The sequence below is a fragment of the Klebsiella sp. K47 genome (assembly GCF_051858335.1).
Taxonomy (GTDB): Bacteria; Pseudomonadota; Gammaproteobacteria; order Enterobacterales; family Enterobacteriaceae; genus Klebsiella; species Klebsiella pneumoniae.
Genome location: NZ_JBPYUI010000015.1, coordinates 55,598 through 81,550, shown reverse-complemented (window position 1 = coordinate 81,550; position 25,953 = coordinate 55,598). Strand labels below are relative to the sequence as shown.

21 protein-coding genes and 1 pseudogene are annotated in these 25,953 nt (G+C 55.7%); 10 read left to right on the top strand and 12 right to left on the bottom strand.

The genetic code is table 11. The features are described from left to right. Positions 1-138 precede the first annotated feature (138 nt). Both RRF55_RS15905 and soxR read right to left on the bottom strand, forming a co-directional pair. Positions 139-807, bottom strand: a complete 669-nt coding sequence (locus RRF55_RS15905; RefSeq protein ID WP_002885078.1) for a glutathione S-transferase family protein — start codon at positions 805-807, stop codon at positions 139-141. Positions 808-1,066: 259 nt separating this feature from the next. After that, the gene (gene soxR, locus RRF55_RS15900; protein WP_002885077.1) at positions 1,067-1,525 is read right to left on the bottom strand and encodes a redox-sensitive transcriptional activator SoxR; all 459 of its coding nucleotides are present in this window, start codon (positions 1,523-1,525) and stop codon (positions 1,067-1,069) included. 84 nt (positions 1,526-1,609) lie between these two features. On the opposite strand from soxR, the gene soxS reads away from it, so the two are divergent. Then, entirely contained in the window at positions 1,610-1,939 is a 330-nt protein-coding gene (gene soxS, locus RRF55_RS15895) for a superoxide response transcriptional regulator SoxS (protein WP_004151738.1), read from the top strand. Here the strand turns inward: soxS and RRF55_RS15890 are convergent. After that, positions 1,924-3,528 carry an EAL domain-containing protein gene (locus tag RRF55_RS15890; RefSeq protein ID WP_020803550.1) on the bottom strand — a complete coding sequence of 535 codons (1,605 nt, stop codon included), beginning with the start codon at positions 3,526-3,528 and terminating at the stop codon, positions 1,924-1,926. The genes soxS and RRF55_RS15890 overlap by 16 nt on opposite strands. A gap of 506 nt (positions 3,529-4,034) precedes the next feature. On the opposite strand from RRF55_RS15890, the gene RRF55_RS15885 reads away from it, so the two are divergent. Then, positions 4,035-4,316 carry a YjcB family protein gene (locus tag RRF55_RS15885; protein ID WP_004177826.1) on the top strand — a complete coding sequence of 94 codons (282 nt, stop codon included), beginning with the start codon at positions 4,035-4,037 and terminating at the stop codon, positions 4,314-4,316. Between the two features lie 46 nt (positions 4,317-4,362). On the opposite strand, the gene RRF55_RS15880 is transcribed toward RRF55_RS15885, so the two are convergent. The 4 genes from RRF55_RS15880 to RRF55_RS15865 are packed head-to-tail and all read right to left on the bottom strand — an operon-like array spanning position 4,363 to position 8,311. Continuing rightward, positions 4,363-5,220 (bottom strand): ABC transporter permease, encoded by an 858-nt coding sequence (locus tag RRF55_RS15880; RefSeq protein WP_004872930.1) that lies wholly within the window; start codon positions 5,218-5,220, stop codon positions 4,363-4,365. Next, positions 5,217-6,050, bottom strand: coding sequence for an ABC transporter permease (locus RRF55_RS15875; RefSeq protein WP_004177833.1), 834 nt, complete (start codon positions 6,048-6,050; stop codon positions 5,217-5,219). Before RRF55_RS15875 ends, RRF55_RS15880 begins: the two co-directional genes overlap by 4 nt. 60 nt (positions 6,051-6,110) lie before the next feature. Next, complete coding sequence (locus tag RRF55_RS15870; RefSeq protein WP_004177835.1) at positions 6,111-7,250, bottom strand: ABC transporter substrate-binding protein; 1,140 nt, start codon at positions 7,248-7,250, stop codon at positions 6,111-6,113. Between the two features lie 29 nt (positions 7,251-7,279). After that, the gene (locus RRF55_RS15865) at positions 7,280-8,311 is read right to left on the bottom strand and encodes an ABC transporter ATP-binding protein (protein WP_032415926.1); all 1,032 of its coding nucleotides are present in this window, start codon (positions 8,309-8,311) and stop codon (positions 7,280-7,282) included. A 163-nt stretch (positions 8,312-8,474) separates the two neighbouring features. Here RRF55_RS15865 and RRF55_RS15860 point away from each other — a divergent pair, with 163 nt between their 5' ends. The 3 genes from RRF55_RS15860 to RRF55_RS15850 are packed head-to-tail and all read left to right on the top strand — an operon-like array spanning position 8,475 to position 11,027. Continuing rightward, positions 8,475-9,245 (top strand): MBL fold metallo-hydrolase, encoded by a 771-nt coding sequence (locus tag RRF55_RS15860; protein ID WP_004178284.1) that lies wholly within the window; start codon positions 8,475-8,477, stop codon positions 9,243-9,245. After that, positions 9,242-10,255 (top strand): LacI family DNA-binding transcriptional regulator, encoded by a 1,014-nt coding sequence (locus RRF55_RS15855; protein ID WP_002885046.1) that lies wholly within the window; start codon positions 9,242-9,244, stop codon positions 10,253-10,255. The genes RRF55_RS15860 and RRF55_RS15855 overlap by 4 nt, the downstream gene beginning before the upstream one ends. Before the next feature lie 10 nt (positions 10,256-10,265). Further along, positions 10,266-11,027, top strand: coding sequence for an inositol monophosphatase family protein (locus RRF55_RS15850; protein WP_048332285.1), 762 nt, complete (start codon positions 10,266-10,268; stop codon positions 11,025-11,027). A 38-nt stretch (positions 11,028-11,065) separates the two neighbouring features. On the opposite strand, the gene iraM is transcribed toward RRF55_RS15850, so the two are convergent. Beyond that, the gene (iraM, locus tag RRF55_RS15845; protein ID WP_002885039.1) at positions 11,066-11,419 is read right to left on the bottom strand and encodes an anti-adapter protein IraM; all 354 of its coding nucleotides are present in this window, start codon (positions 11,417-11,419) and stop codon (positions 11,066-11,068) included. Between the two features lie 551 nt (positions 11,420-11,970). After that, complete coding sequence (gene bamA / locus RRF55_RS15840) at positions 11,971-14,394, bottom strand: outer membrane protein assembly factor BamA (RefSeq protein ID WP_064153651.1); 2,424 nt, start codon at positions 14,392-14,394, stop codon at positions 11,971-11,973. A gap of 21 nt (positions 14,395-14,415) precedes the next feature. On the opposite strand from bamA, the gene RRF55_RS15835 reads away from it, so the two are divergent. The 3 genes and pseudogenes from RRF55_RS15835 (at position 14,416) to RRF55_RS15825 (ending at position 17,183) form a co-directional block, all read left to right on the top strand. Beyond that, complete coding sequence (locus tag RRF55_RS15835) at positions 14,416-14,646, top strand: hypothetical protein (RefSeq protein WP_064153650.1); 231 nt, start codon at positions 14,416-14,418, stop codon at positions 14,644-14,646. Positions 14,647-15,019: 373 nt separating this feature from the next. Continuing rightward, positions 15,020-16,780, top strand: a complete 1,761-nt coding sequence (locus RRF55_RS15830) for a tannase/feruloyl esterase family alpha/beta hydrolase (protein WP_064153649.1) — start codon at positions 15,020-15,022, stop codon at positions 16,778-16,780. A 33-nt stretch (positions 16,781-16,813) separates the two neighbouring features. Beyond that, positions 16,814-17,183, top strand: a pseudogene (locus RRF55_RS15825) (helix-turn-helix transcriptional regulator). A gap of 263 nt (positions 17,184-17,446) precedes the next feature. On the opposite strand, the gene RRF55_RS15820 reads toward RRF55_RS15825, so the two are convergent. Further along, positions 17,447-19,705: a TonB-dependent siderophore receptor gene (locus tag RRF55_RS15820; RefSeq protein ID WP_004177845.1), complete on the bottom strand. Its 2,259-nt coding sequence runs from the start codon at positions 19,703-19,705 to the stop codon at positions 17,447-17,449. 584 nt (positions 19,706-20,289) lie between these two features. On the opposite strand from RRF55_RS15820, the gene RRF55_RS15815 reads away from it, so the two are divergent. After that, entirely contained in the window at positions 20,290-21,870 is a 1,581-nt protein-coding gene (locus RRF55_RS15815) for a lytic transglycosylase F (protein ID WP_064153648.1), read from the top strand. Positions 21,871-21,994: 124 nt separating this feature from the next. Here the strand turns inward: RRF55_RS15815 and ssb1 are convergent, their stop codons facing one another. Beyond that, positions 21,995-22,519, bottom strand: coding sequence for a single-stranded DNA-binding protein SSB1 (gene ssb1 / locus RRF55_RS15810; protein WP_004151744.1), 525 nt, complete (start codon positions 22,517-22,519; stop codon positions 21,995-21,997). A 251-nt stretch (positions 22,520-22,770) separates the two neighbouring features. Here ssb1 and uvrA point away from each other — a divergent pair, with 251 nt between their 5' ends. Further along, positions 22,771-25,596 (top strand): excinuclease ABC subunit UvrA, encoded by a 2,826-nt coding sequence (uvrA, locus tag RRF55_RS15805; RefSeq protein WP_004146620.1) that lies wholly within the window; start codon positions 22,771-22,773, stop codon positions 25,594-25,596. On the opposite strand, the gene RRF55_RS15800 is transcribed toward uvrA, so the two are convergent. Then, positions 25,597-25,953, bottom strand: a complete 357-nt coding sequence (locus RRF55_RS15800) for an MmcQ/YjbR family DNA-binding protein (protein WP_002884953.1) — start codon at positions 25,951-25,953, stop codon at positions 25,597-25,599. It lies immediately after the preceding gene.

Below are 25,953 nucleotides of genomic sequence, written 5' to 3'. Positions count from 1 at the left end.
TCGTATTTCGCTAAATTTCGCTTATGACGAACAGAAAATAACCAGACGATGCGCAAACGTTATCGTCCATGCGCAATCCGCTAACAATTTTTTAGTGAGTTGCTTTCATTTATCGACGTCATCGGATCCGCTGATATCTCAGGCGCCGGGTAAGGTGAAGGGGCCGCCGCGCTCGATGGCGCGTTGCCAGGCCGGTCGCTGTTCCACTCGCTGACGCCAGGCCTCGATATGGACAAGGTCATGCATGCCGCCGCGCGCCAACAATGCCATCACCGGGAAGCTCATCTGGATATCGGCCATGCTCAGCCGCTCGCCAGCGAACCATGGCCGTGCGGCAAGATGGTCGTCAATGAACCGCGCATGGGTGGCCAGCTGCGGATCGAGCCACGTTTTCTGTATCCCCTTGCCCAGCAGCGAACCCAGCGAGCGAACGCCAAAGGGCACAGGGGGTTTGCCAAGGCTGGCGAACACCAGCTTCATTAACAGCAGCGGCATCAGCGAGCCTTCGGCATAGTGCAGCCAGAAGCGGTACTGCAGTTTGTCGTCAATTCCCTGCGGCTTCAACAACCCGCCGCTGTCCCAGGTTTCCTGCAAATACTCGAGGATCGCCCCGGACTCCGCCAGCACATAGCCGTTGTCTTCCAGTACCGGTGATTTGCCCAACGGATGGATTTTTTTTAGCGCCGCCGGCGCCAGCATCGTTTTCTCCCGCTGATAGCGGACTATCTGATAAGGCAGCTGCAGCTCTTCCAGTGCCCACAGTACGCGTTGCGATCGTGATTGATTAAGATGATGTACCGTCAGCATGAGCCTCTCCCGTAGTTTGTTCAAATTAACTATAGAAACAGGCGCTCATTGCCGGGAAAATTTCAGCAAAATAGTGAGGAAAAAGCGACGGCAGATGCCATAGTTAAAGTGTCGACGCAAACCGGAACCTCCATCAACAGATTGCGCAATACTGAGGGACGTCGACGTCGGGGGAAACCCTCTCGCGAACCAGCGAGATAATGCGAAAGACCAAGACCGGAAAACAACTAAAGCGCCCAGTTGTGGCGCTTTAGTTTTATCACTCGTCTTCCAGCAGCCGGGCGCCGGTTCCCTCTTCCCCCAGTTTATCGCCCGGGTTGCGCAGCGGGCAGTCGCGTCGCGATAAACAGCCGCAGCCGATACAGCCGTCGAGCTGGTCGCGTAGCGCCGTCAGGGTATGAATGCGCCGATCCAGCTCCTCACGCCACTGCGATGACAGCATCTTCCACTCTTTTGCGCTGAGATTGTGCCCTTCCGGCAGCACGCCAAACGCGTCGCCGATAGTGGCCAGCGGGATGCCAATACGTTGCGCAATTTTGATAATCGCCACCGCGCGCAGAACGTCACGCCGGTAGCGCCGCTGATTGCCGGCATTCCGCTGACTGTGGATCAATCCTTTACTCTCATAAAAATGGAGGGCCGAGACCGCCACGCCGGTTCGTTTTGCCACTTCTCCAGGCGTCAACAGCATTTTGATGCGGGGTGATTTCTTTTCCATAAAGCGCTTTACCTCAAGTTAACTTGAGGAATTATACTCGCCTGCAGACAAAACGACGAATCGAGAATTGAGAGAGGCCGCTTTATGTCCCATCAGGATATTATTCAAACTTTGATTGAATGGATTGATGAACATATCGATCAACCACTTAACATTGATATAGTCGCCAGAAAGTCAGGATACTCGAAGTGGTACCTGCAGCGGATGTTCCGTACCGTGATGCATCAGACGCTGGGGGACTATATTCGCCAGCGCCGCCTGCTGCTGGCGGCGGAAGCGTTGCGAACCACCCAGCGGCCGATCTTTGATATCGCCATGGATCTGGGCTACGTCTCGCAGCAAACCTTCTCCCGGGTGTTCCGCCGCGAGTTTGACCGCACTCCCAGCGACTATCGCCATCAGATCTCCGCGTGACGCGGCGGCTGAGGCACGTTCGCGGGCGCGGGAGCATTGGCTAACCACTGCATAAACTCCCGCGCCGGCATCGCTTTCGCAAACAGCCAGCCCTGGCAATACTGTACGCCGCGCTTGTAGAGCCAGCTTACCTGCTCCGGCGTCTCCACGCCTTCTGCAATCGTCTTTAACCGCAACCCGCGCGCCATCTCGATGATATGCTCAGCAATCAGGTGGCTGGTGTTGTTGGTGGTGAGCGTATCGACGAAGGTTTTATCGATTTTGAGGATATCGACGTTCAGCGCGTGCAGATTATGCAGATTCGAGTAGCCGGTGCCGAAATCGTCGATGGCAATTTCATAGCCTGCTTCGCGGAACGCCTGGATCACCGGCGTGGTCTTCGGTACGTCGATAAACCCGCGCTCGGTCACTTCGATTTTGATTTGTCCGATACAGACCGCGTAGCTGTGCGCTTTCTCACTGATCTGTGAAATCAGCCGCGCCGAATGGAAATCCGACGCAGAGAGATTGATGGCTATATACAACTGTGGATGGCTGGCCAGAAACTCACCCATTTCATAAAACAGTTCATCCACCACGTAGTCCGTGACCTGGGCAATCATGCCTTCATTTTCCGCCAGCGGAATAAACTCCGCCGGGTTCATCACCGGACCGTCAAACCCAGGCCAGCGCAGCAGCGCTTCCGCCCCAACGCAGCGGTTATTTTTAATATCGATAATCGGCTGGTAGTGCAGGCGCAGCTGGCGGCAGCTCAGAGCCCGCTGCAGCATATTGCGCGGCGAGTGATACTGTCGGCGGGTGCGCGACCACACCAGCACCAGTAAAATACTGCAAATTATCCCCAGCGGCAGCGTCAGACTGGCCTGGTCACAAAAGTTGTGATAGTAGCTGGCCCGCGAGGTGGACATAATGACGGCGATGGGGCGAATAGCGGAGCGGGCGATCGTATACACCCGGCCATTCTGATTAAAAAAGGTATCGCCTTCGCGAATTAACGCATGGAGTTCCGCGGGCTCGACATTGTTACTTACCGAGAAAAAGAGGTTGGTTTTGGTATCGAAAACGCCATAGGCTAAATCGCGGTCGCTGGCGATCACCGAGCTGTACGAGAAGGGATTAACCACCACAACATAGGGCCCCTTCTGCATATAATTCATGGCAAAGCCCGGATAAAACGGCGTGTCCCGGTAATAGTAAATCGCGACATCCGGCTTTTTGGTGTAATTAGCCGCCTGCATCCGCCAGCCGGTTTGCTGATGAACGGACGTTGAACAGATAAAGCGCTGGCCGTTAGCGTAGATCAGATCTTCCACATACAGCAGGCCGCGCACAATATGCAGTAAATAACGCTGGTGCTCCGCTGAACACAACTCACCGCGATACTGGCTGGCTTTAGCCCGAGCCTGATCCGCTTCCCGGATGACCATTTCCGTTTTTTGCAGCGCCAACTGCGAAAATGAGTGTAATTGATCAATGGTTTCGGCTTTAGCCCGCAGCTGGGCAAACCACAATGCCAGCACCACTGGCAATAAAATAACCAAACCTGTTCCGATGAGTCTTAGCGCCTTATGCGGCGCACTGTCACCCATTTACGCTTACATCCATGCGATATGCCTTAATTAAGGTAGCCCGAACACGTTAGCAATCGCGATTGCGATAGACATCAGCTGACATCCGACAGCCCTCACGAGCGTCAGTTTTACCTCTGATGGTGATGAATAATACTTATTTATCAGGTATTCGGAAGATATTCCGGCAAGATTAAGAATAGACGCGCATCTGACTCGGTTTCTCCGTGTAATAAACAAGAACAGGTAATAAAACCCGCAGAATAATAATCATTAGGCAGTGAATGAAAATATGCTTCCCGGGGTTGCCCACCAATATCCACACAAACTTCATAGTTATTAAACGCAGCAAAAGCTCATTTTTTGACTGGTGAATAAAGCGCCAAGTGTGATATAGTTCACACAAGTTGATGAAACAGAAATGGCGTTTCATCACTCTCTAGTACGCCAGTTGAGACCAGAGCGCTATGCCATCGTCAGTCGCGCCAGGTCGTCCATGGCTCCCGACTTTCTTTGAGGATAGGTTAATGGCTTCCATTACTACCAGTGTCGTATTATTGCGCTGGCCCCTGGTGAGCGCGGTGCTGATGTTTCTCGCCAGCTCACTGAATATTCAGCTTCGCAAAAGCGATTACGCCGGTCTGGCGGTGATCTGCAGCTGCCTCGGCCTGGCCGCCGCCTGCTGGTTCGCCACCGGTTTGCTCGGTATCACCCTGCTTGATATGGCCAAAATCTGGGGCAATATCAAAGATGTGATGATTGAAGTCATGAGTCAGACACCGCCAGAATGGCCAATGATGATGACCTGAGGTTAAAAAGCTTCCCGACGGGAAGCTTTTTCGTTTTCTGCAGCCCTTATTTCCCTAATTTGGCCATCATCTCCGGACGCATAAATTTATGGATCACCACCATAAAGAGCAGCGATGGGGCCAGCAAAATCAGCGCGGTAATCGACGAGACCTGATAGTTACCCGACATGCTGGCGTTATAGAGCAGCAGCGGCAGCGTGGTGATATCCGGCGCCCCGACGAAGAAAGTGCCGGTAAACTCATCCAGCGACTCCAGAAAAACAAAGATGCTGGCGGCAACGATCCCCGGCGCCGCCTGCGGCAGCACAATGTGCCAGAAGGTATACACCGGCCCGGCGCCAAGGTTACGCGATGCCCGCGCCAGCAGCGGGTCGATGGCTGAAAACGCGGCCACACAGATCCACACCGAGTACATCAGACCGTGGACGCTATGCACCAGCACCACCCCTGCGATACTGCCGTTCAATCCCCACTGATAAAACAATCGGGCAACATTCATGTATACCGTCAGGTTAGGAAAGGCCTGCGGGATAAGAAATAGCAGCATGAACAGCATCCGTAATGGCATTTTCCGCCGGGAAAGCGCATAGCCGGCGGGTACGGAAATCAGCAAACAGACCCCCACCGATAACAGAGCGATCAGCACGCTGGTTAACAGCGAGCTGGAGACATCGCTGTATGGATTGAAAACCTGATACCAGTACTTCAGCCCCCACCGGCTGGGCAGCGAATGGGGAAAATACCAGCTTTCCGCTACGGTCCAGATCAACAGGTTCAGCAGCGGACCAAACATCGCCAGCAGCATAAACAGCAGCAGCAGGGTCTGTAGCACCGGACTGGCGCGCACTTTACGGCGCCCTTTCACCCACCATGCCGAGGTTGATACGAGGGCCAGCGCTTTCATGATTCACCGCCTTTTTGCTGCAGGCTGTGGCGCAGGTAAAACCACGACAGCGCGCCGCAGATCGCCAGCGACACCACGCCAAGCGCATTCGCTACCGCGTAATCACCATAGGAATTGACGCGAAATGCCATATCCACGGTTAGCATCGTCGGGGTCCCCACGCCGATCATCAACGGTACCGACAGCACCGACATCATGGTCACCGTCGACAGCACCAGCGCCACGCCGATAGTCGGCAGGACCTGCGGCAGCATGATATCGAACAGGATCCGCGGCCGGGAGGCGCCAAGATTACGTGCAGCAAGGATCTGCGACGACTCCAGCGCCGCCATCGCCCCGCAGATCAGCAGCGTGGCAAAGGCCAGTTGCTTCCAGACAAAGGTGATCACTATCCCTTTCCATCCCAGCCAGGAGAGCGTCTCCAGCGGCGTGACCAGGTCGGCCGCCACCAGCGCATTGTTCATCAGGCCATTTTTGGCGAGAAAAGTGCGCATCATCTGGGCAACAACGATAAAAGGAATAAACAGCGGCAGGCGATACAAAAAACCCAGCAAACGCACAACGGGTCGGCAGGGTGACAGCGCAATCACTGCCGACAGGGTAATGGCGAGCAGCGCTAACAGCGCCACTGAGATCAGCACGATAAGCAGCGAAAAGAGCACATCGCTGGCGTAGAGCGCATAGACCTTGCGGAAGTGATCGAGGGTGAACGGCTGTCCCGGCGCGGTAAACGCCGAGACCAGCGAAAACCCCAGCGGATACAAAAACAGGATCGCGATCATCAGCGCCGCCGGGGCAACCAGCAGCAGATATTTTAATGAACTGGACATAATAAACCTGGCGTCAGCACAAGCAAGCGCCCGGGACGGCGGCCCGGGCTGGAAAAAGGTTTAATTAGCCACCTGGCTTTCGTAACCCTCTTTGATATCGTCAAAGTAGGGGGCGATCGGGAAGCTTTTGCCATACTTCGCCAGCGCTTCCGGCGAGATTTCGGCAAACAGCTTTTGCCAGGTCGCCGCATCCAGCTTCGGCTTCACCTGCCCGGCGTCGATGCCCGGATACCAGTTGAACTGCTTGACGATCCCCTGCGCCTGCACTTCCGGGCTGGTGGCCAGCGCGATAAAGTCGCGCGCCAGCTGCGGATTCGCCGCCTTCGCCGGGATGACGTAATACATCGGCTGGCCCGGCATGCCCGGCGCCAGTAAAGCAAGCTTGATCGACGGCGGCAGCTTGCCCTGATCTTTCCAGCTATAGAACATATCGACCCACACCGGGCCCATGGCGATTTCCCCCCGGCTCAGCATATCGAGCGTCCCGGCGTTGCCCGGGGTGAAAGTTACGTTTTTATTGAACGCCTTTAGCTTCTCATAGGCCTGCTGCCAGCCTTTTTCGACGCTTTTATCATAGGGCCCGGCGGAGAGACGCTGGGCGTCGGTCCCGTAGGCGTAGATCCAGCCCACCACAAAGCTGACGCCGGACATGCCGTTCTTGATGCCGTTATAGCCAAAAGCCTGCGGGTGTTTCTGCGTCCAGGCCACCAGCTCGTCATACGACGCCGGCGGGGTAGTGACCAGATCGCTGTTCCAGGCGATAGCGGTCTGGCTTAAGAACATCGGCATCACGTATCCGTCAACGTTAACGCCCAGCGCCTGGGTGGCGCTCGGCGAACTCACCATGCCGCCGGTCTGAATATCCTGACGGTATTTTTGCAGCAATCCCTTTGCCACCTGCTCACCGCCCGCCTTCTGGTGCACTACCGCGACGTCGATATCCCACTGCTGCGCGCCGCTCTCCTGCTGGGCCGTTAGCTTCTCGCTAATTTTATTCGACCCGGCGTCGCCGGGGCCGGTACCGATCACCCGCACCTTGACGCCGGGATGAGCGGCTTCAAATTTTGGCCCCAGCCAGGTTTTTACATAATCCACCATATTCTGATCGCCCGCGGTGGCGACGTTGAGAATGGTGTCGGCCTGTGCGCCAAGGCTCAGGAAGAGGGTCGTTACGATCGCTGCTTTCGTCTTAGTCAACATGGATTGTCCCCAGAATGAACACGCTGATATCACTGTGATAGTGCTAAAGGAAAAATATGCAGGGCCGGCGTTGGCACATGGAGCCGAACGCGGCTTTTTGTCGGCCAGCACTGCGCGGCATCCGCCAGCAGCAGGCGGTCATGGCAGCGCACGCTGTGACGATACAGATTGCCCAGAAACGCGCTTTGCTCCACCACGCCTTCCAGAGCCAGCCCCTCCTGCGGCGCAGGCTGCGTTAATTCAGCGAGCGCGGCATCGGCGCTGCGAAAATAAATAACGTTGTCACCCTGCTGAGCGGCAGATAAACCGGATATTGCGGCAGCGGATAATTCACCGGAAATTATTTTATTATCGGCCCCCATAAAATCAGCGACGAAGGGCGTCGCGGGGCGTTGATATATTTCTTCCGGCGTGCCGGTTTGTTCAATACGCCCCTGATTTAATACCGCAATGCGGTCCGCCATCACTAAGGCTTCCTGCTGATCGTGGGTGACAATTAATGACGTGAACCCCAGTCTCTTTTGCAGAGATTTAATTTCATGGCGCACATTCAGGCGCACTTTGGCATCCAGATTAGATAACGGCTCATCCAACACCAGCACCTGGGGCTCTATGGCCAGGGCTCTCGCCAGCGCCACCCGCTGCCGCTGGCCGCCCGACAGTTCGGTCACTTTCACCTCGCCAAGCCCTTCGAGATTGACTATTCGCAGCAGCTCCGCCACCCGCCGCGCGATATCCGCCCCCCGCCATTTGCGCAGCTTCAGGCCATAGCCGATATTGCGCGCTACCGTTAGGTGCGGCCACAGGGCGTAGCTTTGAAATACCATGGTGATATTGCGCTGCTCCGGCGCAAGATGAGTGATCGTTCGGCTGGCAATAGCCACCTCGCCGCTTTGCACCGGAATAAAGCCGCAGAGGGCGTTCAGCAGCGTGGTTTTTCCGCATCCCGACGGGCCCAGTAGAGCAATCATCTCTCCCTGCTCTACCGCCAGATCGATATTATGTAAAACCACCTTATCGCCATAACTAATTTTAAGGCCGGAGATCTGTAAATAACTCATATTCGCTACCTGAAAGCGCTGCTGCGGCATTTTTTTTAGCAAGGTGAACACGTGTTCATTTGGCTGTAAAAAAAATGCAACGTTGAATCGACATGATGTGAGCCTACTTTGTCGGGTATTTATGACAATTTAATTAAGCGGCAAAAAATTTTGGCGAGGGTAAATGAAAATAGATGTGCTTGGCTGCGGGAGCGCCTTTTCCTGCACGCAAAATACCTCCGCGCTGCGGGTGATCGATGCGGACAACAAACAGTGGTTAATCGACTGCGGCCCCACCGTTCCCCGCGCGCTCTGGCAGCGCGGCGGCGAGGTCAACGATATCGACGCGATCTACTTCACCCACGTTCACCCGGACCACTGCACCGGCCTGACGGCGCTACTGAACCACTGGAAAAGTTATTCCCGTCAGAAGCCAGTCATTATCTACTGCCAGCCGGCGCAGCAGCCGGTGCTCATGCAGCTGGCCGCGCTGGCGAACTGGCCGCAGGCGGACCTTGGTTTCACCATCGACTGGCAGGAATGCCGCGAAGCCTGGACGTGGCAGGACTGGCAGATCCGCACTGCCCCCACCCAGCATGAGCTGAGTAATCGCGCCATCCGCATCACCATTGCCGGGCAGACGCTGTTTTACAGCGGCGATGGCCGACCGACCGCCGACTCGATAGCCCTGATGGCCGGCGCCGGGCTGGCGTTTCAGGAGTGCGCCTCGGTAGCAGCCCTGGACGATGACGCCTCGCATGGCGATTTCCCCTCCTGCCTGATGCTGTTCAGAACGCTGCAGCTCCCGGCGCTGGGGCTCTATCACTGCGAGGATGCTTCCCTGTCGGCGCTAAAGCAGGCCTGTCAGCCGTGGCCGGGCTTATTCGTTTCCCGGGATGGACTCACCTTAACGCTGCCGCGTCCCACGCCCACTGACGAGACGTACCTCCTATGAACCCACGCAAACCCAGCGTCACCGCCCAGGATGTTGCCCGGCGAGCGGGCGTCTCCCGGGCAGTGGTGTCCCGGGCGTTGAGCAACAACGGCAGCATCTCTCCCGACGCCCGGGCGCGGGTACTGCGCGCCGCCGAAGAGCTGGGGTATCAGGTTAACTTCCTCGCCCAGGGGCTGAACCGTCAGCGCAGCCACTTAATCGGCGTGATCGTCTCGCGCATCAGCGATCCTTTTCGCAGTACCCTGCTTGATGCGCTGCTTAACGAGATCCAGCGCCAGGGCTTTCAGGCGCTGGTGAGCGAGATCCACAGCGAGCAGGATCTGGCGCAGACCTTGCGCCGTTTCGCTCAGTTTCGCGTCTCCGGCGTTATCGTCACCTCCGGCCAGCCGCCGGAGGCGCTGGTGAACGAGTGCGTCCAGCAGCATATTCCGGTCGTGGGCATTAATCGTCAGCCGACGATCCCCGGTGTGGATTACGTTTGTTCTGACAACGCCGCCGGCGCCGAACTGGCCGCCGACCAGCTGCTGCGCAGCGGCTGTCAGCGCTTTGGCTGGCTCAACCACCATCCTTCCACCTGGGCCGGCCGCATGCGCGGGGAAGCGTTCGGCCGGGCGCTGCAAACGCGCGGAGTGGACGTCGAACGCCACCTGGCGATCCTCGCCTGTCAGCAAGAAGGTTACGCGGGCGGGTTACAGGCTGCGGCGCTCGCCGACGAGGCGCTGGAGGGGATCTTCTGCGCCAACGCCCAGCTTGCCTGTGGCTTTCTCGATGGAATGCGCCAGCGCGGCAGAGAGGCTCCGGCGGATTTTCAGCTGATTGGTTTTGATAACACGCCGACGACCGCGCAATATAGCTATCAGCTCACCACGCTACATCAGGATGTGGCGGCGATCGCCCGCCAGGCGCTCGCCCGGCTTCTGGAGCGCGCCGCCGACCCTTCGCAACCTTCACGCACCACCTGGGTGGAGGTAACCTTAATTCACCGGCGCACGTCGCCCTTTGTTATCTGAGAGCAGGACTATGACGGAAGCACAACGAGAGTCATTATGCGCCTTGATTCGCCAGGCAGGCGCCCACGCCCAGGCGCTGCGCGATGCGGGATTACAGGTCGATAAAAAAGCGCGCCAGGACTTTGTGTCGCAGGCGGATCTCGGGGTAGAACAAGAGATTAAAGGCTGGCTGCAGGCCCACTTTCCCGAGGAGGGTTTCCTCGGCGAGGAGAGCGGTTTTGAAGGCGACGACCAGACCGTCTGGGTGCTGGATCCTGTCGATGGCACCACCAACTTTATCCTCGGCATGGATTACTGGTGCATCTCACTGGCGCGAGTGTGCCAGGGCGAGCTGTCGCTCGGCATCATTTACGCCCCCGATCGCGATGAATTTTTCTTCGCCGCCCGCGGCGAAGGCGCGTATCTCAACGGTCGGCGCCTGACGCTACGCGAGCCGGAGCCCGATGCGGTGGTGATCGGCATGGGGCGCTCCAGCCGGGCCCCGGCCAGCGACTACGCCCGGGCCATCGACACGCTGCTCGACGCCGGTCTGGAGTATCGCCGTTTTGGCGCGGGCGCCCTGATGCTGGCGCATGTCGCCGCCGGTCAGCTCCACGCCTATTATGAAGCGCATATGAACAGCTGGGATGCGCTGGCAGGCATGCTATTGATTGAGGAGGCGGGCGGAACGTGCAATGCGTTTCTCGCCAATGCGGGCCTGCGGCGAGGCAACCTCGTGCTGGCCGGCTGCGCAAGCGTCCAGCCTCGACTGGCCGCCCTGCTGGCGAAATGACGTCACGCCGCCGGTGTCTGACCGGCGGCGTGGACTGGCTAACGCCAGGGTTCACTGCGGGGAATATTATTCGGGCAACGCTTAATCGTGCAAAAGGACTGGTAAAAACAGGAGTCAGACCGCTCGCCACCGGCATGGTAAGGGCACGATGGTCGCTCACGTAATTTTTCCCACTGCGCCTCGTCGTACACCGTAATATTATAGATTTTTAATGAATGATACTGGTCATTAATTAAAACTCTCGAGGAATAGAGTCTTATCGACTCACCGGGCAACAGGATTACATCAGCCTCGTACCACATGATAAATTTCAAGAAACGCAGACTGGATATAGCCGAGAAGGCGATACCAGATTGCGGGCAGATCAGGGTATTAAGAATAGTCCATTTCATATTCCTTCCTTATAAAGATGCTACAAATTATTGCAATATATAGTGATAGCATTCATTGTTATAAATCGCAAGCACCCCTGACAATTATGTGATTTAAGGCAATTCCTAACGACATACTCCATTATTAGTAACGTTTCATTTCCCTCTCTAAATTTATGGTTAGGCCTGATGAAAAACAGCCAAATTACCCTTAAAAAAGAAAATATAATAAAAAATAAGATAATATAAACTTAATTTACAATACGTCTTAGTCCCTCTGGATGAGGCCTCAGTCATTGGTATTAGATGATGCAGCGCTGAGTATTACCCGCGGTTTGGCAAGAAGAGAGGATAGTAGCAGGCAGCTATTTATTGCGCGGTTACCTCGTCGTACGCCACCAGGTCCGCGAGGCCCTCAGACCGCGCTCGGGTAAATGTCGCGGGTGTCCCGCCAGATCGTATTCCTTAGCGATAATATCGACATAGCGGTTGAGTATATTCTGCTCAATCGCTATATCGGAGGACAGTCCACAGAATATAGCCACGCCGGTCTATCAGGCCCCGTTGGAGCCCTACCAGGTTTTGCCGATATTAAACTGAAACTGTTCTGCTTTATCACCATCGTACTTTTTAAACGGCTCTGCCCAGGAGAAGACCAGTGGACCGAGGGGAGACATCCACTGCACGGCAATCCCCGCGGAGAGACGAATATGACTCGGATCGCCGTAGTCAGGGATCCCTGCCGCCAGCGTCTGCGCGGTGTTGTGCCAGGATGTACTCCAGACCGTCCCCGCGTCAACAAACAGCGAGGTTCGCAGACTATCGGCGTACTTATCATTCACAAAGGGGGTTGGAATGATAAATTCGCTGTTCAGCACCCCCATGGCATTCCCGCCGACCGCATCAGACGAGGCGTCCAGCGGGCAGGCGCTATAGCTGCTTTCGCTACCGTTACAGCGGTAATAGGCCGCTTTAGGCCCAATGGTGTTAGAAGAAAATCCGCGCACTGACGACGAACCGCCAGCGTAAAAGTTATCGTAGAACGGCACACTTTTGCCGTCTAACCCGCCGGCATAGCCTGCGCGCAGGCGTTCCATCCAGACCCAGCGCTTGTTCTCGCTCAGCGGCAGATACTGGGCGGTGTCAAAAGAGAGTTTGTAGTAGCTATTATCCGAACCGGGGAGCGTCACTTTACCGCTCAGGCTGCTCTTGTTTCCCGCACGCGGGAAGAAGCCGCGATCGAGATCGTTGTAGCCCCATCCAAGACTCACAAAATAATCGTTGGCGCTATATTTTGCGCCGCTGTCGCCATCTTTCGTCACCACGCTGGGCTCGATTCCCCGAGAGCTGAGGTAGCGCCAGGTCGTCAGCTCCGGATCCATATTGGTCAGGCGATTATGGACATAATCCAGTCCCAGGTTCAGGGAGTTATTTTCGCTAATGGGAAACCCTAGCGTACTACCTAAACCATAGCTCTGCTGGTTATAGCTCCCGGCATCCGCATCAGAAGCATCATAGCTGTTATAAAAAATCTTTCCGCCCAGGCTGATGCCATCTACGGTAAACCACGGGTTCGTCGCCCCCAGTTCAAGATAAGACTGGTAGCTGTTGCGCGTCCCGTTGAAGCTCACGCTATTACCCGTACCCAGCCAGTTATCCTGCGTCACGCCAAGCTGATAGCTCACGCCGCTGTCCGTACCAAATCCCAGGCCCACGTTGAATGAACCGGTGTTGCGCTCCTTCACCTTGTAGACCACATCGACCTGATCCGCCGTTCCATTGACCGGAACGATCTGCTGTTCAACGTTCTCAAAAAAACCCGTTCGATCAAGACGTACCTTCCCTTGATCGACTTTTTCGTTGTTGAGCCACGCCCCTTCCATTTGGCGCATTTCACGACGCAGCACCGCGTCCCGGGAGGTGTCGTTACCGGAAAAGCGGATCTGGCGTACCGAGTAGCGGCGGCCCGCGTTGACCTGAATATGCAGCACCACGCGGTGATGCGCATCATCGATTTCCGGTGTGGTCGTCACCTGCGGCCAGGCATAACCATACTTACCAAAATGCTTTTTGATCTCATTTTCAACCGTGGTGACTTGCGCCCCGCTATACCATGCCCCCGCCAGCGGCTGGGCAAGCGCCTCGATCTCCGGCCCATGCTGAGCCAGATCGCCTGTCACCTGAGTTCGGTCGACCCGATAACGTTCGCCTTCATTGAGGGCGATAGTGATATACAGGGATTTTTTATCTGGCGTCATACTGACCTGCGTGGACTCGATAGCAAAGCGCGCATAGCCGCGATCGAGATAAAAACTGCGCAGCGTTTCCAGATCGGCTTCCAGCTTCTGCTTCTGGTATTTTTTATCGGCTACCACGTTCCACCACGGCACATTATCACGTAGCTGAAGCTGGTCCAGGAGCGTCTCTTCCCGAAACGCCTGATTACCGATAATATTTATTTGTGCGATTTTCGCCGAGATGCCTTCCTGAAAAACGAACGTTAAGTCAACGCGATTACGCGGTAACGGGGTCACCACCGCGTGAACCTGCGCACTGTATTTCCCCGCGCTGTAATAGAAATCCTGCAACCCCTTTTCTATTTCGCTAAGCGAATTTCGATCCAGTGCACTACCTGCAGAAATACCGGACGCGGTGAGATTTTCCTTTAGCGCATCATCCTTCACTGCCTTATTCCCGGAAAAACTGACGCTGGCAATAGTGGGCCGTTCCTTAACCTGCACCACCAGCGTTTTCCCATCGCGCAGGATCTGCACATTTTCGAAATTGCCGCTCGCATACAGCGCGCGCACTGCCTCGCTGACATCTTCTGGCGTCACCGCATCTCCCGCGTGCAATGGCATACTTAATAGCGCCGCCCCGACGGTCACGCGCTGTAGCCCTTCAAAACGGATATCATCAACTTGATATGATGTTGCGGCATATAACGTTAAAGGGGCGATCAATAATCCGCTGATGATATGAGTCTTTTTTAACATGAATGTGTCGTCTACGAGATAATGAGCAATAGCAGTGTTCTGCTGGCGTTGAGCTTATTTATTCAGGATGCATCTCTAAAATATGCGACAGAAAATAACCTGAGCGAGGCGCAGAATTACATGCAATTATGGCGACAAAATGGAGAAAAAATGGATGTTAAAGCATCTTTAAAAAGATATTTAATGATGGAACTTTTTCTGAAGCGCATGGTTCTAATGGCCAACACCAGTACTATATTTAGATTTACCTGAACGTTTTATTAATAAAAAGCCCCCTTTCTTATTAATGGAAAGGGGGAAGGATCTCGTTAGGAATGATGCTCTCTGGGATCACCAGGAACAGGGAGAAAAATAACCTGCAACCCAGCAGATTTAATGAAGAGAAATTGAATAAATTATGCAACTGATATCACAACATTCTACCCCGAATTCACCGCCAGACGCCGTTGGCAAACATCTCCATATTTTCCTCAAAATAGCAGAATACAGTAGGGTCGCCTTATCAAGGCATCAAGGAAAGTCTATCGTTATCTACAATAGCCAAGCAGTGGCGCCTCGCCAGGGAAGGTGAGGCATAGGTTTCGCCATCCTGCCGCCTCCCATCATCAGCCACAGGGAACTGCGTATGACACGCTTACTTAAGACAATCTTGCCCATCATCCTCTGCACCCTCTTCGGGTTATCGTTCGCTTCACCCACGCAGGCTATCGCCAGTCTGCCGATCGTTCTTCCCGCGCTGACATGCGATGCGCTAAGCACTACCGACTTCAGCGCAGCCGTTGGCGCAAAAGTCACTATCAATCACACTGAAATGCAGACCTCCGCGCAGGGAAGCTGGTGCAAGGTGAGCGCCACTATCGCCCCTGAGATTGGCGTGCAGATTGCCCTGCCGACTCAACGCTGGAGTCAACGTTTTTTGCAGGTCGGCTGTGGCGGACTGTGCGGGAGTATTAACCTGAGTCTGTCGAATGCCAGCGGCTGCCTGCCGGCAATGAACGGCGAGTTTGTGGTGGCAGCAACCGATATGGGGCACCATGGCAGTATGATGGATGCGTCATGGGCCGAAGATCCGCAAAAGCGCATCGATTTTGCCTGGCGCGCCAACCACCTGACCGCCGTGCTGGCCAAAGCGGTGATGCAGACGCTTTACCGCCAGCCGCCAAAGTATGCCTACTTTATGGGCTGCTCAGACGGCGGTCGCGAAGCATTGATGGAAGCGCAGCGCTTTCCGCAGGATTTTGACGGTATCAGCGCTGGCGCGCCAGCGGCCTTTTTCCAGTTTCAGAACTCCTTCTTCCACGGCTGGAATGTGGCCGCCAATCAGCGCCCGGACGGTACCGCTATCCTGCTGAAAAATCGCCTTCCTCTGATTCACCAGGCCGTGCTGGCTCACTGCCCGACGCTTTCCGGCGTGCAGGATGGTATCCTGCAAAATCCGTATGCCTGTCAGTTCTCTGAGTCATGGCTCCCCCGCTGTCCTGCCGATGCTCGGGATCGTTCTACCTGCCTGACGCAGGAAGAGATCGAGTTGGTGAAAAAGCTCTACCGCGGGGCTTACGACAGCCACGGCGCCCAGTTCGTCGCGGGCGGTCTGCCGCTGGGTTCCGAGCTACGCTGGCCGGTGCCCGAGACGCCGACCGGCCACTCAATGTCGGAAATGATGGTACTACCGGCTCTGCAATCCGTGCTCCTGCCAGGAGAAAAACAGAAGATCCAATCGATGCGGGATTTCCCGCTTAACCAGCAGAATTTTGACGCCGTCGCCCAACTGGCGCCGCTCTATAACGCGGCAAATACCAATCTTCATGCCTATCAACAGCGCGGCGGCAAGCTTATCCTCTGGCACGGTCTGGCCGATGACTCCGTCAGTCCGGCCTTTTCTATCGCCTATTATCGCGGCGTAGAAGCAGAGATGGGCCATGCCGCAACGGATACCTTCCTGCGGTTATTCCTGCTGCCTGGGGTAGCCCATTGCGGTAATGGCGAAGGTTACGATCAAATTGATCTCCTTACCCCGCTGATGCGCTGGACCGAGGAAGGCATCGCGCCGCAGGAGATCATGGCCGGCAAACGGGCAACAGCCGCTGCCGACCTGCCGCCGATGACAGAAAAACCAGATGCGCAAACGCAGTTTCACGGCGTGCAGAAAGTCAGTCAGCCTTACGCTGACGCTGCTCCAGCTGTTATCGCGACTCGTCCGGTGTATCCCTTCCCGGCTATTGCCCGTTATAACGGGCGCGGCGACGTGAATGACGGCGAAAATTATCATGCAGAGCAAACTACCGCCTTTGGTCATCTGCAGCTGGCAAAACCCGCCAGCGACTATATTGGCCCTGATAATCAAAAAAATTATCAGGTTCGCCACGGCACACTCACTGTTCAATAAACCCCAGGGCTCCTCACTGAGGAGCCCTGCGTTATGGGATTGGCCGCAATTATGCGTAGCATAAACGCTCCAGCAATCGGTATTAAGCGACCTGCTCTTGTGGATCGATAATAATCTGGATAAGAAACTGACCGTCGACGATCTGAGCGATATCTCTGGTTATTCCCCCTGGCATTTGTTTCGGCTCTTCCGTCATTATTTTGATCGTTCGCCAATGGAATATATCCGCCAGCAGCGCATGTCGCTGTGTCGCCGTTTATTGCTGACGACGCCTGGTTACCGAATCGTCGATATTTGTATGATGGTCGGTTATGACGATCTCAGTGCGTTTAATCGTACCTTCAAAAAATATCATGCGCTCACGCCCACTCAGTATCGCTATCAGATCACGCGGCAAAAATAAGGAGGTCCCCCTCCTCCGCATCGCTGCGGTTGGGAATGGAAGGGGGACAGGGGATATTACAGAAGGGAAATAGCAGGATGCTATTATCGAACCCGGTCGGGATCAACGACCTTGCGCGACGGAAATCAGTATAAAAGGATATGTTGAGCTAATAATGTAGAGGGCGTGAAGATTTTGTCACGATTTATAACCGCCTCCTCCGCTGTCATCTGAAATAAAAAAACCGGGTCGCGTTGCACCCGGTTTACTCCTCATCAGGATCATCAGAAATGAGTATTAACGCTCATAAAGAAGGTCCGCCCCGACTCGTTATAGGTCTCGGCACCCGCGCCATACAGATAAGCTCCCGTCGTCGCGTTGCCGGTCGTTTGCGCATTCCCTGCCCGGTAGTGGCGGATATCAAACAGGTTATCTATCCCGCTGGTGAAGCTCAGATTTTTGTTCACATCCCAGGTCGCACTGAGGCCGACAATGCTGTATGGGCTGACTTCGTTTAGTTCGCTGCCGCTGACCGCCTCGCCCTTATAATTGAAGCGTTTTGGTTTCTGTCGGCCATACCAGGTAAAGGTGCTCTGCAGGGAGAGATCTTCACGAACCTGCCAGCTTAGGGTCGAGTTCAGGGTAAACTGCGGGATCACTGACAGCCGGTCGCCGGTCGTCTTATTCTTGCTCTGCAGCATCCAGGTCAGGTTATTGCTCCAGTTAACCGCCTCCCCCACCGGCAGATTCAGCGTTCCTTCCAGGCCTTCCACTAACGCCTTTGGTACGTTTTCCCACTGATAGATATTGGTGGTGCCGTTGCTGGCGGTACCCACCGCCGCATACCCTGACTCAATCTTATTGTGATAGTCGTTACGGAACCAGGTGATCCCCGCCTGATAGCCATCATGCTTGTACTCAAGACCAATCTCTTTATTAACGCTGGTCTCCGCTTTCAGATCGCTATTCCCCATCAGATAGCAGGCGGAACTACTGGCGTAACAGCCTTGACCGTTGCTGTAGAGAATATAGTTCGGGTTCAACTGGTAGAGGTTAGGCGCCTTGTAAGCACGGGCAATGCCCAGCTTCAGCGTCCAGTCGTCCGTCAGCTCCTGAGACAGGTTCAGTGAGGGGCTCCAGTTATTGCCGACGATGCTGTGATGATCGAAGCGCAGAGCGGGTGTCAGCATGGTGCTGTCCGTTAGCGCCATATTATCTTCGGTAAACAGCGAGAAGATCTCGGCGCTGGAGTACGGGCTACGACCGGTAGCCGATACGCCATCGATAGTGCCGTAAGAGAGCGCCTGGGTTGTCGATACGCCATCTTTCATCCGCTGCTGATTCCATTCTGTCCCCAGCGTCAGATTCTGATCGACCCCCAGCGTAAACGGAATATTCACTTCACTATGTAGCAGGACATCGGCCAGATCGATATCTGAAAACTCGCTACTGGAGAAGATCCCTTCCGTACCGCCCGCCAGCCCTTCATCCATTCGCGAGTTACGGGTGTGTTCGTACTGGGCATAGCTGTTGCTGGTCACGCCATTATCCCAGCCGCCGGTCCATGTTACGCCGTAAGTTTGCCGGTAGAGACGGTTGGTCTCTTTCCCGTACATACTCTTCACCAGCGTACTGGTATTGGTGTTTTGTGTGTCGCCGGCATAGAGATTACCCTGGCGGCTGTAACCGGCCTCAAACTCCAGGGCCTGCATCGGGGCAAACTCCCAGCGCAGCTTACTGTGAATATCTTTGTTCACCACCCCTTCACGTCCGGCGGGATAAGAACCGGCGTAGGAACCGGTACGTTCCGCTTCATGCCCGGCGTTAATATCCTGTGCATCGGCCTGGGTTTTACTCAGATTACCCCAGAGATTGAAGCTGACACTGTCCGACAGCGGACCATTGAGGCTAAAGTTAGTACGTTTCGTCGCCCCTTCTTTACGGTGCTGCGGAGCATTCATATAGGTATTCCACGACCCGTGCCATTCTCGCGTGGTCGGTTTGGTCACGATGTTGACGACCCCGCCCATCGCGCCATTACCATAGCGCGCCGCCGCCGGGCCGCGGATCACATCGATATGATCGATCATCTCCGCTGGCACCCAACTGGTATCGCCGCGGGAGTCACGATCGCCGCGCCAGCCATACCGCACCGAGTTACGGCTGGTCACCGGTTTACCATCGACCAGCACCAGCGTATTCTCGGGCCCCATGCCACGGATATCAATTTGCCGGTTGTTGCCGCGCTGCCCGCTGGTGGAGTTGCCGGTCAGGTTTACCCCGGGCTGCGTACGAATTAACTCCGACACATCGCGGGCGGGGGGATGTTTGCGGATCTCTTCTGCGGTGATGGTCGACACGCCCGGCGCCTGCAGGTTCTGCCTGGCGGCGGTTATGACCATCGTCTCCTCGTGATTTTCGGCAGTGGCGGCGCTCTCGTCAGGCGTCGATTGTTCGGTCATGTTCTCTGCCGCCTGCAGCGGCACGCTACAGGCGAGCAGAGGAATGACGATCCCCAGCGGGAAGTGAGACGTGTATTTCATAGAATATGCCCTGTTTTCTGTTGCTGTCGGGCATAACGCCTTCCCCAATTGAAAAAACAATGGGATAAAATACTTGCCTCAGCGCGTCGCCAGATTTTGGCGCAGGTCAGCGCCTTCCCGGCATTAATGGGAATAAAAAAAGCATGAGGCATAATAAAATTAAGTGCCCTGTTTCATCATTAGAGAAAAAGCGCTGCGCGCTATTCTTTGATAGCGTAATCCAGACAGCGTGTCATTAGAGTAATGTGCCGTGTTACGGTAATAAAAATGAGATTCATTATCAAGATGATAATAATCAATATCGGAGAAAAATAAAATAAACACCAACAATCAAAAGGTTACAACAAAACAGATGGGGAGAAATAAAATAAAAACATCATCATTATTTTCTATTTATCATTAAAAACACACATTTTCGCCATATTATCTCCATAGTTAAATTAAAGATAAAAACACATTAATAGTAAGCGATAAAATGGGAGAAAACTATTTGTCGGCATTGTTATGTTTTTACGCCCTTGTCGTGCCCGGCTAACGGCGGCCGTTCTGCTAAAATAATCACATCCCCTGCGGAGTATTCCTCCATGAACGCCTACTCGCTATCACGTCTGTTTATCGCCTGGCTCACCTGCCTCGCGACACTGTTATTCGCTCCTCTGCTGCCGGCAGTAGAGGCGGAAAAAGCGCCGCCGGCAGCAGCCGAAGACAACACGCTATCGATTCATATCGACGATATGCTACGGCCATGGAGAGGCGATTTGCCTGGCATGATCGACCGTCGTACCATTCGGGTATTAACCACCTACAGCAAGACCTTCTTTTTTATTGATAAAGGCACCCAGCGCGGGGCGACGCACGACATTTTTATCGCGCTGGAAAACGAGCTGAATAAACAGCTAGCGAAGGATAAAAAGCTCAAACAGCGCCACCTGAAGCTGCATATCGTTTTTGTGCCGGTCAGTCGGGACAATCTCTTTATCGCGCTTAATGAAGGTAAAGGCGATATTGCGGCTGCCAATCTGACTATCACGCCCTCGCGGGAAGCACAGGTCGATTTCGCCCAGCCGCTCTACAGCAACGTGAAAGAATTACTGATCTCCGGCCCGGCTTCACCGAAGGTCGACAGCCTGGAGCAACTCTCTGGTCAAACCGTCTTTGTTCGCCGCTCCTCCAGCTATTACGACAGCCTGCAAGCGCTGAACGCCCGATTTGCCGGTGAGTCGCGCCCACCGGTGATACTGGAGGCGGCGCCGGAAGCGCTGGAGGATGAAGATCTGCTGGAAATGCTCAACGCCGGGCTGATTCCGCTGAGCGTCGTCGATCAGCATAAAGCGTTGTTCTGGAAACAGGTGTTTCCAAAAATTCAGGTCCATGACAATGTGGTGCTGCGCGACGGCGGCGACATTGCCTGGGCGGTACGCAAAGACAGCCCGCAGCTGCTGACGGTACTGAACAACTTCGTCAAAAAGAATCGTCAGGGCACCACGCTGGGCAATACTCTCCTGCTGCGTTACCTGAAAAATGCTAAATATGTCAAAAATGCCGCGGCGAGTAAGGAACGACGCAAATTCCTCGCGATGGTAGATGTCTTCCGCAAGTACGGCGATCGTTACGACGTCGACTGGCTGCTGATGGCGGCCCAGGGATACCAGGAGTCGCGGCTGAATCAGTCGGTACGGAGCCACGTCGGCGCCATCGGCGTTATGCAGGTGATGCCCAGCACTGGAAAAGAGCTGAAGGTGGGCGATATTAAACAGCTGGATCCCAATATCCATGCCGGCGTGAAATACATGCGCTGGATGATGGATCGGTACTATGCCGATGAGCCCATGACCCGGCTCGATAAAGCGCTGTTTACCTTTGCCTCCTATAACGCGGGTCCGGCGCGTATCGCCCGCCTGCGCACCATGACTAAACAGCGAGGATTTGACCCGAACGTCTGGTTCGGTAACGTCGAAAATATGGCGGCAGAAAAAATTGGCGCCGAGACGGTAACCTACGTCAGCAATATCTATAAGTATTACATCGCCTATCGGCTGATCGTCGATGACATGGCCCGCAAACAGAAAGCGACGGCCGTACCGCGGCAGGAGCCGGTGGCGCAGCCAGCCAAACCGCAGCCCAGCGTGGCGACAGCCGCCACCGCTCAGGTGCCCGTCATCTGAATCGCTCGTTACCGTAGGTCAAATTCCATCCTGAAATGACGGTGCAGGAATAACAAAGAAAAAGCCCCGGCGAAACCGGGGCTTTCTGTTTTCGACTGCGCAGACAGTGCGCCTAAGGCAAGCCTTAGAACGGGATGTCGTCGTCGAAGTCCATCGGCGGTTCGTTGGAAGGCGCTGCCGGGGCCTGCTGCTGCGGACGGGACTGCGCGCCGCCGCTGAACTGGTTGCCGCCCTGCGGCTGCTGCGGCTGACCCCAACCGCCCTGCTGCTGGCCGCCGCCTGCCGGTGCGCCGCCGCCCTGACGGCCGCCCAGCATCTGCATGGTGCCGCCCACGTTCACCACCACTTCGGTGGTGTATTTGTCCTGACCGGATTGATCGGTCCACTTGCGGGTACGCAGCTGGCCTTCAATGTACACCTGAGAGCCTTTACGCAGATACTCACCAGCGACTTCCGCCAGTTTGCCGAACAGCACAACGCGGTGCCACTCGGTCTGCTCTTTCATTTCGCCGGTCTGCTTGTCACGCCAGGATTCGGAAGTTGCCAGCGTGAAGTTGGCGACAGCGCCGCCACTTGGCATGTAGCGTACTTCCGGGTCCTGCCCCAGATTACCGACGAGAATCACCTTGTTTACGCCTCTGCTGGCCATGTTCGTGTCTCCTGAATACGTTTCTTAATAGTGTAAACGCGCGAGTGTACCATTTCCACGTAGCATTTTAATAGCTGCGAGGCTGATTCCAGAGATAGTACCCGGCTACGGCATTGTTGCACACTCGACCCGAATTTGCATTCCGATACTGTATATTCATTCAGGTTAAATTGTGTCATAATTAGCCGTTTCTGCCGTTTGTCCTTCAAGCAAACCAGGCAATCCGTGTATCTACCTACCGGGAAAGGTGAATGGATAAGATCGAAGTTCGGGGCGCCCGCACCCATAATCTCAAAAACATCAACCTCGTTATCCCGCGCGACAAACTCATTGTCGTCACCGGGCTTTCCGGGTCTGGCAAATCTTCACTCGCTTTCGACACCCTGTATGCCGAAGGCCAGCGTCGCTACGTCGAATCGCTCTCCGCCTATGCGCGACAGTTCCTGTCGCTGATGGAGAAGCCGGACGTCGACCATATCGAAGGGCTGTCGCCGGCGATTTCCATCGAACAGAAATCAACCTCTCACAACCCCCGCTCGACGGTGGGTACTATTACCGAAATTCACGACTATCTGCGTCTGCTGTACGCCCGCGTCGGCGAACCGCGCTGTCCGGATCACGACGTGCCGCTGGCGGCGCAAACCGTCAGTCAGATGGTCGATAATGTCCTCGCCCAGCCGGAAGGCCTGCGCCTGATGCTGCTGGCGCCCATTATTAAAGAGCGCAAAGGCGAGCACACTAAAACCCTGGAAAACCTCGCCAGTCAGGGCTACATCCGCGCGCGGATCGACGGCGAGGTCTGCGATCTGTCGGATCCGCCGAAGCTGGAGCTGCAGAAGAAGCACACCATTGAGGTAGTCATCGACCGCTTCAAGGTGCGCGACGATCTGGCGCAGCGCCTGGCCGAGTCGTTCGAAACCGCGCTGGAGCTCTCCGGCGGGACCGCCATTGTGGCTAATATGGATGATGAGAAAGCGGAAGAACTGCTGTTTTCCGCCAACTTCGCCTGCCCGATCTGCGGCTACAGCATGCGCGAGCTGGAGCCGCGTCTGTTCTCCTTTAACAACCCGGCGGGCGCCTGCCCGACCTGCGACGGCCTCGGCGTGCAGCAATATTTCGATCCCGATCGCGTGGTGCAAAATCCCGAGCTGTCGCTGGCGGGCGGCGCCATCCGCGGCTGGGATCGGCGTAACTTCTACTACTTCCAGATGCTGAAGTCGCTGGCGGAGCACTATAAATTCGACGTCGAAGCGCCATGGGGCACCCTCAGCGCCAACGTGCAGAAAGTGGTGCTGTACGGTTCAGGTAAAGAAAGTATTGAATTCAAATACATGAATGACCGCGGGGATACCTCGGTGCGCCGCCATCCGTTCGAAGGCGTGCTGCATAACATGGAGCGCCGTTACAAAGAGACGGAATCCAGCGCGGTGCGCGAAGAGCTGGCGAAGTTCATCAGCAACCGTCCGTGCGCCAGCTGCGACGGCACGCGTCTGCGTCGCGAGGCGCGCCACGTGTTTGTGGAAAACACCCCGCTGCCGACCATCTCCGATATGAGCATCGGCCATGCGATGGATTTCTTCAACAATCTGAAGCTCTCCGGCCAGCGGGCGAAAATCGCCGAAAAAGTGCTGAAAGAGATTGGCGATCGTCTGAAATTCCTCGTCAACGTCGGCCTCAACTACCTGACGCTCTCCCGCTCGGCGGAAACGCTCTCCGGCGGCGAAGCCCAGCGTATCCGTCTGGCAAGCCAGATTGGCGCCGGGCTGGTTGGCGTGATGTACGTGCTGGATGAACCCTCTATCGGCCTGCACCAGCGCGATAACGAACGCCTGCTCGGCACCCTGATCCACCTGCGTAATTTAGGCAACACGGTGATCGTCGTTGAGCACGACGAAGACGCCATTCGCGCCGCCGACCATGTGATCGATATCGGTCCCGGCGCTGGCGTTCACGGCGGCCAGGTAGTAGCGGAAGGGCCGCTGGAGGCCATTATGGCGGTCCCGGAATCCCTGACCGGCCAGTTCATGAGCGGTAAACGCAAAATTGAAGTGCCGAAGCAGCGCGTGCCCGCCAACCCGGAGAAAGTCCTCAAACTGACCGGCGCGCGCGGCAACAACCTGAAGGATGTAACGCTCACCCTGCCAGTGGGCCTGTTTACCTGCATCACCGGCGTCTCCGGCTCGGGTAAATCCACGCTGATCAACGATACCCTGTTCCCGATTGCCCAGCGCCAGCTCAACGGCGCGACCATCGCTGAACCAGCGCCGTATCGCGATATCCAGGGGCTGGAACATTTCGATAAAGTGATCGATATCGACCAGAGCCCGATCGGCCGGACGCCGCGCTCCAACCCGGCAACCTATACCGGGGTGTTTACCCCGGTGCGCGAGCTGTTCGCCGGCGTACCGGAGTCTCGCTCACGCGGCTATACGCCGGGGCGCTTTAGCTTTAACGTTCGCGGTGGGCGCTGCGAAGCCTGCCAGGGTGACGGCGTCATTAAGGTTGAGATGCACTTCCTGCCGGATATCTACGTGCCGTGCGACCAGTGCAAAGGCAAACGCTATAACCGCGAAACGCTGGAGATTAAGTACAAGGGTAAGACCATCCACGAAGTGCTGGATATGACCATTGAAGAGGCGCGTGAATTCTTTGATGCCGTACCGGCGCTGGCGCGTAAGCTGCAAACCCTGATGGACGTCGGCCTGACCTATATCCGCCTTGGCCAGTCGGCGACGACCCTGTCCGGCGGCGAGGCGCAGCGCGTGAAGCTGGCGCGCGAGTTGTCCAAGCGCGGTACCGGCCAGACGCTGTATATCCTCGATGAGCCGACCACCGGTCTGCACTTCGCCGATATCCAGCAGTTGCTGGAAGTGCTGCACCAGCTGCGCGATCAGGGCAATACCATCGTGGTGATTGAGCACAACCTCGATGTGATTAAAACTGCCGACTGGATTGTCGATCTCGGCCCGGAAGGCGGCAGCGGCGGCGGCGAAATCCTGGTCTCCGGTACGCCGGAAACCGTCGCCGAGTGCGAAGCCTCGCACACCGCGCGCTTCCTCAAGCCCATGCTGAAATAATTAGCGGGTAAGCTGCTGCCGGACCGGCTCCGGCAGCATTTTCACCGCCTGCTGATAAGACGCATCGACCAGATAGTAGATTTGCGAATCCGGCAGCGAGCCATCCAGATAGACGGTGCTCCAGTGCGCTTTATTGAGATGCTGGCTGGGCCGGACATCGCGATGCTGCTGACGCAGCAGCTCAGCCAGCTCCGGACTCGCCTTCAGCGCGACCGCCGGCCGCTGGTCCTCAACCTCCTTCACCATGGCAAACAGCACGTCTGAGACCTTAATCTGCGTGGCTTTCCAGTCGCTGTGGACGCTCTGCTCTGCTCCCGGTTTCGCCATGCAGTACTGTAATAACTCCGAAATTGTCAT